Below are 12543 nucleotides of genomic sequence, written 5' to 3'. Positions count from 1 at the left end.
CCCTTAACAATTAGTTGTCTTAATATATTATAGACTTTCACTCCGTAATTGTCAATGCTGTTTACTGAATATTTTATGGTTTTGATAAAAAAAATAACAGCACATCAAAAGTGCTGTTATTTTCATAATTTTTTAGTGTTTGCCGTGGCATTTACCTGCCATGGCACAGTTGCTGCAACCGCAGCCGCAGGAGGATTTGCCCTTCTTTTTATCTTTTATCATCTTATTGATAATAAGTACAACTACCGCAATAAGTACAATACACACAATTATTGTAGATAAATTATTCATTAACCATGTCATTTTAAAACCCTCCTTATATTATTTGTCTTATATTGTTTTACGCCGATACTGATCTTTGAGTCTTTAAAGTGTTTGATTCTTTATAAGGCTTAAACAGCATATAGCAGATAAATGCAATTACTGCGATTGCAAATATAAGACCGATTACGTTTACACTGCCTGTAACAAGCAAACCTATTTGATAAATTACAAGTGCGATTGCGTAAGCGAATACACACTGATAGCCGATTGCGAATGCAGTCCACTTAGCGTTATTCATTTCACGCTTGATAGCTCCCATTGCGGCGAAACAAGGTGCACAAAGCAGGTTGAATACAAGGAATGAATATCCGCTGATTGGGATAAAGTTCTGAGCCATATTCTGATAAACAGTACCGTCGCCCGCACCGTAAAGAATACCCAATGTACCAACGATATTTTCCTTAGCAACAAGCCCTGTAATTGATGCAACTGTTGCTTGCCAGTTACCCCAGCCAAGAGGAGCAAATATCCAAGAAATTGCTTTACCGATTGTTGCAAGAATTGAGTAGTCGATTTGGTCTTCTGTAAGCATTGTGAATGCTCCGTCTACAAAACCGAAGTATGTTGTAAACCATACAAGGATTGTTGAAAGAAGAATAATTGTTCCGGCTTTCTTAATGAATGACCAGCCTCTTTCCCACATTGAACGAAGTAGGTTTATAACTGTAGGCATATGGTATGCAGGAAGTTCCATAACGAACGGAGCAGGATCGCCCGCAAACATCTTTGTCTTCTTTAGCATAATACCCGAAATGATAATTGCAGCCATACCGATGAAGTATGCTGATGTAGCAACCCAAGCCGAACCGCCGAAGATAGCACCGGCAATCATTGCGATAAACGGAGTCTTAGCACCGCAAGGTATAAATGTTGTTGTAATTATAGTCATTTTTCTGTCACGGTCATTTTCGATAGTTCTCGACGCCATAATACCCGGAACACCGCAGCCTGTACCGATAAGAATAGGGATAAATGATTTACCCGAAAGACCGAACTTACGGAATACTCTATCCAATACGAATGCAATACGAGCCATATAACCGCAAGATTCAAGGAATGCAAGCAAGATGAACAATACAAGCATTTGTGGTACGAAACCAAGTACGGCACCGACACCGGCAACTATACCGTCAAGGATAAGTCCCTTTAGCCAGTCTGCACAGTTGATTGCGTCAAGTCCGTTTTCAACAAGTACAGGGATACCCGGTACCCATAAACCGTAATCGGCAGGATCAGGTTCTGCACATTCGTACTTATCATAAACGCCAACCGAGTCAAGAAGATCATCATATGTAGCAGTATCTTCTTCATCAGCCATTGTTTCTTCATCGACTACTGTATATTCGATTTCATCAATGTTTTTTACATCTTCAACAAATGCAGCAAGTTCTGTCTTAGCAACTTCAGGATCAAAATCTTCTGATTCTGTATCAAGTGCCTCTGCAACTGCGTCTGTATCAATACCCTGTTCGCTTGCAGCGTCAATATAACCGTTTACTATATCTGACGCACTTGTGAATTCGTCAGCAGCCTCTGTGTAAGCAGATGAACCGATACCGAATAAATGCCAGCCGTCACCGAACAATCCGTCGTTTGCCCAGTCTGTGGCACTTGAACCTACTGTTACCATTGCTATGTAATATACAAGGAACATTACAACTGCGAATATCGGAAGTCCCAACCATCTGTTTGTAACAATTCGGTCAATCTTATCAGATGATGAAAGCTTACCAGCACTCTTCTTTTTATAACAGCCCTTAATAAGTTCTGCTATGTAAACATATCTGTCGTTTGTTATGATACTTTCTGCGTCATCGTCAAGTTCATCCTCTGCCGCTTTAATATCATTTTCAATATGTGACAATTTTTCCTGCGGAATATTAAGTTGTGCAAGCACCTTTTCGTCACGTTCAAAAATCTTTATTGCATACCATCTCTGTTGTTCTTCCGGCATATCGTGAAGAACAGCCTCTTCGATATGTGCTATTGCGTGTTCAACAGGCCCCGAGAACTCGTGCTTTGGAATTGTCTTACCGTTTTTAGCGGCTGAAACAGCTTCTTCGGCAGCTTCCATAATACCTGTACCCTTTAGAGCAGATATTTCAACAACTTTACATCCAAGCTGACGGGATAGTTCCTGAATATTAATCTTATCGCCGTTTTTCTTGACAATATCCATCATATTGACTGCGATAACAACCGGAATACCCAATTCTGTAAGCTGAGTTGTAAGATACAAGTTTCTTTCAAGGTTTGTACCGTCTACAATATTAAGTATTGCGTCTGGTCTTTCGCCGATAAGATAATTTCTTGCAACAACTTCTTCCAATGTATATGGAGAAAGTGAATAAATACCCGGAAGGTCAGTGATGACAACACCGTCATGTTTCTTTAATTTACCTTCTTTTTTCTCGACCGTAACACCCGGCCAGTTACCTACGAATTGATTAGAACCTGTAAGAGCATTAAATAGTGTTGTCTTACCGCAGTTCGGGTTACCCGCAAGGGCAATTCTTACATTCATTCTTAAATTCCTCTCTTTCACAATTTAATTCAGTACATTAATGAATATACCAAAATTATTCAACTTCAATCATTTCTGCATCGGCTTTTCTTAATGAAAGCTCATAACCTCTTACTGTGACCTCAATCGGATCACCAAGCGGTGCAACCTTACGAATATGCACTTCAGCACCTCTTGTGATACCCATATCCATAATTCTGCGTTTTACCGCACCTTCACCGTGCAATTTGACTACCTTTACAGTATCGCCGATTGCTGCCTGTTTAAGTGTTTTCATTTGCGCTGTACCTCCCTTTAATTAAATCATAATTTTTTGTGCCAGTTCGTTGCTGATTGCAACTCTGGTTTCTTTTACATTTACAATTACGTTTCCGCCAAGTTTACTGATTATCTTGACGTGTCCTCCAACAACAAACCCAAGATTTTCAAGATGTTTTTTTACTTCCGGCTTTCCGCCAATCTTTTTAATTATGTTGTCTTCATCAACATCTACCAGTGTTAAAGGCATCATAAATTTACCTCCGTTCTGGTTAGCATTCGTATAAATAAAAACTAACCCCAAGAATATAGTTTTTGGTTAGCACTTTCTAACCATTAGTTAGTTTATCAAAACTAACCTTTCTTGTCAAGTGTATATGTCATATCTTTTTTACGCGTCAACTTTAAAAATTGTTGTTCACTTTGCACAAAATGTTGTATCCCGCCTTATTTTTGCTCATTTTTTATTCGTCCCTAAAATTTGTTAGCCTAATCTTACTGTTTTAAACTAAAAAAATATCGGAATTTTTTTAAAAATATTCAATATATTTTTTGACAATCGCAATTTATTGTGATATAATATCTTTACTACTACAATATGTACACATTTTCACACAGAAAGGTGTTAAACTATGATAATCAAAGAGTCGGCCGAAAACTATTTGGAGGCCATACTTATGTTAAAGAACAAAAATGGTTATGTTCGCAGTATTGATGTTGCTCATCATCTTAACTTCACAAAGCCGAGCGTATCCGTTGCAATGAAATCCTTTCGTGAAGAAGGCTATGTTACCGTTGATACCGACGGCAATATCACTCTTACCGACAAAGGTATGGAGATTGCTCAAAAAATCTATGAACGTCACCAGGTTATTGCTAAGGCTCTTATCGCCCTCGGTGTCGATGAAGAAACTGCGTATGATGACAGTTGTAAAATAGAGCATGATTTAAGTGATATTACTTTTCAGAAAATCAAAGAATATTTTCTTAGTCACACAAATGAAAATATATGATTTGTTTTAGCAATATTATCTAAATTATTTTGTCTTTTATCTGCTTATTAATATACTTCGACAATTCTCATACCAATATAGTATGAATCGTTGACAAAAGTATGTTTAATATGGTATAATCAACGTGGTTAGAAACAGCTAACCATGCAGTAAAAACTTACTTTTAGCTAACTTTTTGCTAACTGTAAAACACTATCAGTTCACAACTGTTTACAAAACAGTTGAATATATTATGGGAGGTCAAAACAAATGACAGATTTCGAACAATGGAAAGGATTTGAACAAGGTAAATGGTGCGATGATATCGACACTCGTGATTTCATCCAGAAGAACTACACACCATACGACGGCGACGAGTCATTCCTTGCAGGTCCAACAGACGCAACAAACAAGCTATGGGGTAAACTTCAAGAGCTTCAGAAGCAAGAAAGAGCTAAGGGCGGCGTACTTGATATGGATACTCATATCGTTACCGGTATCAACGCTCATAAGCCAGGATATATTGACGAAAGCATGAAAGACCTTGAAAAGATAGTAGGTCTACAGACAGACAAGCCTCTTAAGCGTGCATTTATGCCTTTCGGCGGTATTAAGATGGCAGAAGAAGCTTGCAGCACATACGGTTATGAGCCGGACCCTGAACTTCACAAGATTTTCACTCAGTATCACAAGACACATAACCAAGGTGTTTTTGATGTATACACACCTGAAATGCGTGCAGTTCGTAAGAACAAGATTATTACAGGTCTACCTGACACATACGGCCGTGGCAGAATCGTAGGCGACTATCGTAGAGTTGCTCTTTACGGTATTGATATGCTTATCGCAAAGAAACAAGAAGATTTCGTTGAATGCCAAAGTGAATCAATGTTTGAAGATGAAATTCGTCAACGTGAAGAAATCACAATGCAAATCAACGCTCTTAAAGAAATGAAGACAATGGCTGAATCATACGGATTCGATATTTCAAAGCCTGCTAAGGACGCAAGAGAAGCTTGCCAATGGCTATACTTCGGTTATCTTGCAGCTATCAAGACACAGAACGGTGCTGCAATGAGTGTTGGTAGAGTATCAACATTCCTTGATATTTATATCCAACGTGACCTTGACAACGGTACTCTAACAGAAGAAGAAGCTCAAGAACTTATCGACCATATGGTTATGAAGTTCCGTATGGTTAAGTTCGCTCGTATCCCATCATACAACGAACTATTCTCAGGTGACCCGGTTTGGGCTACACTTAATGTTGGCGGTAAAGGTGTTGACGGCAGATCAATGGTTACAAAGAATGACTTTCGTTTCCTTCACACATTGGAAAACATGGGTCCTTCACCTGAACCAAACCTAACAGTTCTTTACTCATCAAAGCTTCCTGAAGCATTCAAGCGTTATGCTGCAGCTATTTCAGTTCGTACAAGCTCAATTCAATACGAAAACGATGACGTTATGCGTGTTACTTGGGGTGACGACTACGCTATCTGCTGCTGCGTATCTGCAACACAGACAGGTAAAGAAATGCAATTCTTCGGTGCAAGAGCTAACCTTGCTAAGTGTCTTCTATACGCTATCAACGGTGGTATGGACGCAAGAACAAAGGTACAAGTCGGCCCTGAATACAGACCAATCACTTCTGAATATCTTGATTATGATGAAGTTCTTGACAAGTATGACAAGATGATGGATTGGCTTGCAAGAGTTTATGTACGTACACTAAACGTAATTCACTACATGCACGACAAGTATTACTATGAAGCAGCTGAAATGGCTCTTATCGATACAGATGTACGTCGTACATTCGCAACAGGTATCGCAGGTTTCTCACACGTTGTTGACTCACTTTCAGCTATTAAGTACGCTAAGGTTAAGACAGTTCGTGACGAAAACGGCATTGTAGTTGACTTTGAAACAGAAGGCGACTTCCCTCGTTATGGTAACGATGATGACCGTGCTGACGAAATCGCAGTATGGCTACTAAAGACATTTATGGCTAAGATTAAGAAGTGCCACACATATCGTAACTCAGAGCCTACAACATCAATCCTTACAATCACATCAAACGTTGTTTACGGTAAGGCTACTGCATCACTTCCTGACGGACGTAAAGCAGGTGAACCACTTTCACCGGGTGCTAACCCATCATACGGTGCAGAACAAAACGGTTTGGTTGCATCACTTAACTCAGTTGCTAAATTGCCATATGAGTATGCTCTTGACGGTATTTCAAATACACAAACAATTAACCCTGACGCTCTTGGTCACGAAGAATCAGAACAGGTTACAAACCTTGTAAACGTTCTTAACGGTTACTTTGATCAAGGTGCTCACCACCTAAACGTTAACGTATTCGGTAAAGAAAAGCTTATCGACGCTATGGAACATCCTGAAAAAGAAGAATACGCTAACTTTACAATCCGTGTATCAGGTTACGCAGTTAAGTTTATTGACCTTACTCGTGAGCAACAGCTTGACGTTATCTCAAGAACTTGTCACGCATCAATGTAATTTGATATGATAGGACACATTCATTCAACTGAAAGTTTTGGTGCCGCTGACGGACCCGGCGTAAGATTTATAGTCTTTATGCAAGGTTGTCATATGCGGTGCCGCTACTGTCATAATCCGGATACCTGGAAAATGGACGGCGGAGATGAAGTAACTGCCGATGAGATTTTAAAACGTGCATTGCGTTTTAAACCTTATTGGGGTAAAGACGGCGGTATTACCATAAGCGGCGGCGAACCGTTATTACAAATTGATTTTGTAATTGAATTGTTCAAAAAAGCTAAAGAGCTTGGTATTAATACTTGTATTGATACTGCCGGTAATCCTTTCACAAAGGAAGAACCTTTCTTCAGCAAGTTTGAAGAACTTATGAAATATACCGATTTACTGCTTCTTGATTTGAAAGAAATCAACCCTACCCGCCATAAAGACCTAACAGGTTTTGATAATTCAAATATTATCGAAATGGCAAAGTATCTTTCTGAAATCAATAAGCCTGTTTGGATAAGACACGTTCTTGTTCCCGAACACAGCGATTTTGATGAAGATTTAGACGCTTTGGGTGATTTTATTGATACACTTTCAAATGTAGACCGTGTAGAGATTTTACCTTATCATACACTTGGTAAATTCAAGTGGGAGAACTTAGGTATTCCTTACACTTTGGAAAGTATATCTCCCCCATCTGCCGAACGCATTGAAAATGCTAAACAGCGAATTCACGCAGGTATCAGAAAACAGTAATATATAAGACGGAGCATATGCTCCGTCTTTTTTTGTTGGTATTGTTGTTAATTATAACACTCCAAACTTTTACGCATGCAAAAAGCCGTACAGCTTTAATCTGTACGGCTCATATTTAGCTATAAATTCAATTATTTAATAACTCTGACTCTTATAACAGCGTCAATTTGATTTAGCTTTTCAATAGCTTCTGCAGGGATTGCGTGGTCAGTATTGATGATTGTATATGCAAGCTCACCCTTTGACTTATTAATCATATCTGAGATATTCACACTTGAAAGTGCCTCTGTAAACTTAGCGATAACATTCGGAATATTTTTATGCGCAATAGCAATTCTTCCGATATTGTCTTCAGGAAGTGAACAATTCGGGAAGTTTACCGAATTTAGGATATTACCGTTTTCAAGGTAATCAGCCAATTCCTGAGCAGCCATAACTGCACAGTTATCTTCCGATTCGGCAGTGGACGCACCAAGGTGAGGAATGTTTATAATACCCGGTTGGTTGACTGTTTCACTGTCAGCAAAGTCAACAACGTACTTAGCAACCTTACCGTCAGCCAAAGCCTTTTTAATATCCGCATTATTTACAAGACCGCCTCTTGCAAAGTTAAGAATTATAACACCGTCTTTCATTTGTGCGATTGTTTCGGCGTTAATTGTATTTCTTGTTGAATCCATTAGCGGAACGTGAATTGTTATGTAATCTGCCGCCGCATAAACTTCTTCAGGGCTGTTAGCCTTTTTAACGTGTCTTGAAAGTTTTAAAGCAGAGTCAACCGACAAATAAGGGTCATATCCGATAACTTCCATACCCAAAGCATAAGCCGCATTTGCAACAAGAATACCGATAGCACCCAAACCGATTATACCAAGAGTCTTGCCCTTAATTTCGCAGCCTGCGAAGTTTGACTTACCCTTTTCAACCTGCTTGTCAACGTCATCGCCGGTAAGTGTATTTGCCCAAGCGACACCGCCGATAACATCTCTTGATGCCAACAACATACCTGCAATAACCAATTCCTTAACAGCATTTGCGTTTGCACCCGGAGTATTGAATACTACGATACCCTTTTCACTGCACTTGTCAATCGGAATATTGTTTGTTCCCGCACCTGCTCTTGCAACTGCCTTTAGTGATTCAGGCAATTCCATATCGTGCATTTTAAAACTTCTAAGAATGATACCGTCTGCGTCAACATTGGCATCATCAGTTATTTTATAATTATCGTTAAGCTGGTCAAGACCACATTTAGCTATCTTATTAAGTGTCAATATATTGAACATTGTCTAATCTCCTTTTCATTTATATAAAACACCCGAATAGCTTCGGGTGTAATATAATTACATATTCTCTGACTCGAATTTCTTCATAAATTCGACTAATTTCTCTACTCCCTCTACAGGCATAGCATTGTAAATGCTTGCTCTCATACCGCCGACTGTTCTGTGGCCCTTTAGGTTTACAAAACCGGCAGCTTTTGCCTCTGCAACGAACTTAGCATCAAGTTCTTCATTACCTGTTACAAACGGTGCGTTCATAAGTGAACGATCCTCCGGAACTACTGTACCCTTGAACATCTTTGATGAATCAAGATAATCATAAAGAATTTTAGCTTTCTTTTCGTTGATTTCCTGAAGTGCCTTAACTCCGCCTTGTTCCTTTATCCATTCAAGAACAAGCTTTAGTACATATATTCCGTATGTCGGAGGAGTATTGTACATTGAGCCGTTGTCGGCATGTGTCTTATAGTCAAGCATTGTAGGAGTAATATCCATTGCGTCGCCTATAAGGTCCTCACGAACGATTACAAGTGTTACACCTGCAGGGCCAAGATTTTTCTGTGCTCCGGCAAACAGTAAACCGAACTTTGAAACGTCGATTTCCTCTGACATTACGCATGATGAAATATCTGCGATAAGAGGAACGTCGCACTGTGGAAGTTCTGTATATCTTGTTCCGTAAATTGTGTTGTTGTAGCAGATATAGAAGTAATCTGCATCGCTTGAAAATGTTGATTTATCAAGCTTTGGTATGTATGAAAAAGTTTTATCGGCAGAAGATGCAACTCTGTTGACTGTAATGTATCTTTCAGCCTCGGCAGCTGCTTTCTTCGCCCACTGACCTGTTATAACATAATCAGCTTTCTTATTCTTGGACGCAAGATTTAGCGGAATCATAGCAAATTGTGTTGAACCGCCGCCTTGCAAGAACAATACTTTGTAATTATCAGGAACGTGCATAAGTTCTCTTACAAGAGCTTCAGCACTGTCGATAATATCTTGATAGTCCTTAGATCGGTGGCTCATTTCCATAACGGACATACCGCTTGTACCGTACTCCAGCATTTCAGTTTGCGCCTTCTTCAATACTTCCTCAGGCAGCATTGATGGTCCGGCTGAAAAGTTATAAACTCTACTCATTTTTTTAGCCTCCAATATATATAATATACATATTATTATATATCAAAATTCCCTTTCCGTCAATACATATTGACCAAACTCCGATAAAAATTTAACATAATTTCTCTTTATTTTTACATCACTTTGTATAATTTTCTATTGCACTTGCGATTGCCCACGCAATTTTTGACTGATATTCGTCACTTGCAAGTTTTTTCTCCTCGTCCGGATTTGACAAAAAACCACATTCTACAAGTATTGCGGGCATAGGCGGATTTTTCATTAAAAATAATCGTTCATCTGCGGTCTTTACCGCGTGCATTTCCGCCCCCGTCACCTCGCTCATTTTATTTTGAATACTTTTTGCAAGCCTCTCGATTTCGGGGTGATTTTTGTCGTAAAATATGTGCAGACCGCTCACTTTTTGGTCACCGAACGAATTCATATGTATGCTCACAAAAATATCTGCGTGACTGTTTTTCATAATATCTAACCGTTTGTTCATATCCGATACTTTCATTTTGCGAATAGTCTCGGCATTTTCGTCCTGTAAACCGCTGTCGCCGCTGCGTGTTAAAATCACTTCAAAGCCTTTGCTTTCAAGCACTTCCTGCAATTTCTGAACAATCGCAAGATTAATGTCCTTTTCCACCACTCCGCTCACACCCACCGCCCCACCGTCAGGCTCGCCATGTCCGGCGTCAAGCACAACCTTTATATCGGAACTTGAAAAGGTCTGTAACGTTTCATAATGTTTTATACCTATACCAATCGCAATACCCACAACCGCAAATAATACCGCTATCACAATATGTTTTCTTGTAAATATCATACTACCCCTCACCTTTCAAGTAAGAATAATACATTAATATGTGATAAACGGCATTGTTATACACAAAAACAGAGCAGACAAAACATTTCTATGCTTTATCTGCTCACATATTATTTTCCTTCCAAAACGTCTTGAAAAGTTATTTTAGACATTTCATCTGCCAAAACTTTTTGTACTTTGTACAGCTTACGCTGAACTTTACATATGCCGTTATTTTTGCACGACTCGGGATTTTCCATACATTTATTTATCGCAATTTTGCCGTCTATCGTTTCAATCACGTCTTTAAGAGTTATCTCCGACGGCTTTTTATTCAAAACATATCCGCCGTTTACACCTCTGTACGATTTAATTATTCCGGCTTGAACGATTTTTCGTAAAATTTTTAAAGTAAACCTATACGGAATATCGTTTTTTTCGGCAATCGCTTTTGCCTCTATCTGTCTGTTTTCATCAGCCAACATAGCAATAATTCTAAGTGCATAATCTGCCTCTCTCGTTATTTTCATTGCTTTTCTGCCCCCTGTCTGCTCTCCATAATTTCTAATATTTCCATAGCATACGAACGCGGAGTACGGCCGTGTATAACCTTGATTTTGTAATCGCAGTTATCATAAAACGGTTTTCTGTCGTCAAATCTTTTTTTGATGTTTTCAATGCTGTCCTGCTTTAAAAGCGGTCTTGTTTTTCTTGCTTCTTCAAGACGTTCCCGTATAACCGAAAAATCGGGCGACAGATTAAAAATAACACCTGTTTTTCTGAGATTTTCTATATTCTGTTCATTTAGTACAACGCCGCCGCCTGTTGCGATAACAACATTTTTCATTTCAGCCGCTTTTTTTATAACTTCACATTCAGTTTTTCTGAAATATTCTTCTCCGCACTTATCGAAAATTTCATTAATTGTAATTCCCTCTTGTTCCACAATCATATCGTCCGTATCAACAAGATTATACTTTGAAATTTCAGAAATAGCCTTGCTTATTTCGGTTTTACCCGTAGCCATAAAACCTGTAAGCACTATATTCATCTTCCGAAAACCTCCTTTTTGATTCTCTCACCTATATCGTCAGGAAGTTTTGTATCTGTAAATAATTCATATGCAATAATTCCTTGATATATTAGCATACCAAGTCCGTTTAGAATTTTTGCACCGCGTTTTTCCGCCTCTTGCAAAAACAATGTTTTGTCGGGATTGTATATCATATCGACCGCCGCCGTATTTTCGTTTATAAACGATAAATCGTTGATTTCTTCAATATTTTCAATCGGCATTACGTTTTCCTGCGGTTCCATACCTGCCGATGTTGTATTTATGACTATATCAAATTCAAGCTTATCTATTTCAGTATTAACCTCAAATCCCGTACTCTTCAAAATATCCTCTGCAAGCGTCTTAGCCTTGCTCTTAGTTCTGTTCACAACAGTTATGCTTTTCGGCTTATTGTCAATTAATCTTATAAGCGTAGGACGCACCACACCGCCTGCACCTATTATAAGTATTCTGCTGTTTTCGATTTCAATACCCGCTTTTGTAAGTGCCATACAAAAGCCGTCTGCGTCTGTATTATAGCCGTATAATTTACCGTCCCTGTTTACTACCGTATTTACGGAGCCAAGCTTTTTTGCACCGTCCGTTACAACGTCTATGTACTTCATAACTTCAACTTTATGCGGTGCTGTGACGTTAATTCCGCTTATTCCGAGTGCTCTCATACCGCCTATTGCGTCCTTCAAATCTTCGGGTTTTACGCACCATGCTCCGTAAACATAGTTGTTATGTACGGTTTCGGATATGAAGTTGTGCATATTAGGTGAAAACGTATGCTCAACAGGATATCCGATTATTCCAAGCTGTTTTGTGTGTCCGTTTATTTCAAACATTATTTTATCTCCATTCATAAAGTATATATGGTATTATACCATAATTATATGAATTTGAAT

At 38.9% G+C, this 12543-nt stretch carries 13 protein-coding genes; 3 read left to right on the top strand and 10 right to left on the bottom strand.

Annotated elements, in window-relative coordinates; translation table 11 throughout:
• Positions 1-132 precede the first annotated feature (132 nt).
• The 4 genes from LKE05_RS02125 to LKE05_RS02110 are packed head-to-tail and all read right to left on the bottom strand — an operon-like array spanning position 133 to position 3359.
• Positions 133-303: a FeoB-associated Cys-rich membrane protein gene (locus LKE05_RS02125; protein WP_308455780.1), complete on the bottom strand. Its 171-nt coding sequence runs from the start codon at positions 301-303 to the stop codon at positions 133-135.
• 37 nt (positions 304-340) lie between these two features.
• Positions 341-2848, bottom strand: a complete 2508-nt coding sequence (gene feoB, locus LKE05_RS02120; protein ID WP_308455779.1) for a ferrous iron transport protein B — start codon at positions 2846-2848, stop codon at positions 341-343.
• A gap of 55 nt (positions 2849-2903) precedes the next feature.
• Complete coding sequence (locus LKE05_RS02115) at positions 2904-3125, bottom strand: FeoA family protein (protein ID WP_022229317.1); 222 nt, start codon at positions 3123-3125, stop codon at positions 2904-2906.
• A 21-nt stretch (positions 3126-3146) separates the two neighbouring features.
• Complete coding sequence (locus LKE05_RS02110) at positions 3147-3359, bottom strand: FeoA family protein (RefSeq protein WP_022229318.1); 213 nt, start codon at positions 3357-3359, stop codon at positions 3147-3149.
• A 379-nt stretch (positions 3360-3738) separates the two neighbouring features.
• Between LKE05_RS02110 and LKE05_RS02105 the strand changes: the two genes are divergently transcribed.
• The 3 genes from LKE05_RS02105 (at position 3739) to pflA (ending at position 7365) form a co-directional block, all read left to right on the top strand.
• Positions 3739-4119 (top strand): metal-dependent transcriptional regulator, encoded by a 381-nt coding sequence (locus LKE05_RS02105; protein WP_022230432.1) that lies wholly within the window; start codon positions 3739-3741, stop codon positions 4117-4119.
• Between the two features lie 249 nt (positions 4120-4368).
• Positions 4369-6621, top strand: a complete 2253-nt coding sequence (gene pflB, locus LKE05_RS02100; RefSeq protein ID WP_308455778.1) for a formate C-acetyltransferase — start codon at positions 4369-4371, stop codon at positions 6619-6621.
• A gap of 6 nt (positions 6622-6627) precedes the next feature.
• On the top strand, positions 6628-7365 hold the full coding sequence (gene pflA, locus LKE05_RS02095) for a pyruvate formate-lyase-activating protein (protein WP_308455777.1): 738 nt from the start codon (positions 6628-6630) through the stop codon (positions 7363-7365).
• A gap of 131 nt (positions 7366-7496) precedes the next feature.
• Here the strand turns inward: pflA and LKE05_RS02090 are convergent, their stop codons facing one another.
• The 6 genes from LKE05_RS02090 to aroE form a co-directional block, all read right to left on the bottom strand.
• Complete coding sequence (locus LKE05_RS02090) at positions 7497-8651, bottom strand: phosphoglycerate dehydrogenase (protein ID WP_022230429.1); 1155 nt, start codon at positions 8649-8651, stop codon at positions 7497-7499.
• 57 nt (positions 8652-8708) lie between these two features.
• Positions 8709-9788: a 3-phosphoserine/phosphohydroxythreonine transaminase gene (gene serC / locus LKE05_RS02085; protein WP_117968223.1), complete on the bottom strand. Its 1080-nt coding sequence runs from the start codon at positions 9786-9788 to the stop codon at positions 8709-8711.
• 118 nt (positions 9789-9906) lie between these two features.
• Positions 9907-10599: an N-acetylmuramoyl-L-alanine amidase family protein gene (locus LKE05_RS02080; RefSeq protein ID WP_118446155.1), complete on the bottom strand. Its 693-nt coding sequence runs from the start codon at positions 10597-10599 to the stop codon at positions 9907-9909.
• A gap of 110 nt (positions 10600-10709) precedes the next feature.
• Positions 10710-11108, bottom strand: a complete 399-nt coding sequence (locus LKE05_RS02075; RefSeq protein ID WP_022230426.1) for an RrF2 family transcriptional regulator — start codon at positions 11106-11108, stop codon at positions 10710-10712.
• A complete protein-coding gene (locus LKE05_RS02070) occupies positions 11105-11629 on the bottom strand; it encodes a shikimate kinase (RefSeq protein WP_308455776.1) in 525 nt (174 codons plus the stop codon). Before LKE05_RS02070 ends, LKE05_RS02075 begins: the two co-directional genes overlap by 4 nt.
• A complete protein-coding gene (aroE, locus tag LKE05_RS02065; RefSeq protein ID WP_308455775.1) occupies positions 11626-12483 on the bottom strand; it encodes a shikimate dehydrogenase in 858 nt (285 codons plus the stop codon). The genes LKE05_RS02070 and aroE overlap by 4 nt, the downstream gene beginning before the upstream one ends.
• Positions 12484-12543: the final 60 nt, after the last annotated feature.

Origin of the sequence: Hominilimicola fabiformis (genome assembly GCF_020687385.1) — a bacterium.
In the GTDB taxonomy this organism is placed as follows: domain Bacteria; phylum Bacillota; class Clostridia; order UBA1381; family UBA1381; genus Hominilimicola; species Hominilimicola fabiformis.
This window is presented reverse-complemented; position numbering and strand designations above follow the sequence as displayed.

Bases quoted from the DNA above. Each gene is read 5' to 3' on its own strand.
- pflB (WP_308455778.1), top strand. From the start codon at position 4,369: ATGACAGATTTCGAACAATGGAAAGGATTTGAACAAGGTAAATGGTGC.
- LKE05_RS02080 (WP_118446155.1), bottom strand. From the start codon at position 10,599: ATGATATTTACAAGAAAACATATTGTGATAGCGGTATTATTTGCGGTT.
- LKE05_RS02075 (WP_022230426.1), bottom strand. From the start codon at position 11,108: ATGAAAATAACGAGAGAGGCAGATTATGCACTTAGAATTATTGCTATG.
- LKE05_RS02115 (WP_022229317.1), bottom strand. From the start codon at position 3,125: ATGAAAACACTTAAACAGGCAGCAATCGGCGATACTGTAAAGGTAGTC.
- serC (WP_117968223.1), bottom strand. From the start codon at position 9,788: ATGAGTAGAGTTTATAACTTTTCAGCCGGACCATCAATGCTGCCTGAG.
- LKE05_RS02105 (WP_022230432.1), top strand. From the start codon at position 3,739: ATGATAATCAAAGAGTCGGCCGAAAACTATTTGGAGGCCATACTTATG.
- LKE05_RS02110 (WP_022229318.1), bottom strand. From the start codon at position 3,359: ATGATGCCTTTAACACTGGTAGATGTTGATGAAGACAACATAATTAAA.
- LKE05_RS02090 (WP_022230429.1), bottom strand. From the start codon at position 8,651: ATGTTCAATATATTGACACTTAATAAGATAGCTAAATGTGGTCTTGAC.
- pflA (WP_308455777.1), top strand. From the start codon at position 6,628: ATGATAGGACACATTCATTCAACTGAAAGTTTTGGTGCCGCTGACGGA.
- aroE (WP_308455775.1), bottom strand. From the start codon at position 12,483: ATGTTTGAAATAAACGGACACACAAAACAGCTTGGAATAATCGGATAT.
- LKE05_RS02125 (WP_308455780.1), bottom strand. From the start codon at position 303: ATGACATGGTTAATGAATAATTTATCTACAATAATTGTGTGTATTGTA.
- LKE05_RS02070 (WP_308455776.1), bottom strand. From the start codon at position 11,629: ATGAATATAGTGCTTACAGGTTTTATGGCTACGGGTAAAACCGAAATA.
- feoB (WP_308455779.1), bottom strand. From the start codon at position 2,848: ATGAATGTAAGAATTGCCCTTGCGGGTAACCCGAACTGCGGTAAGACA.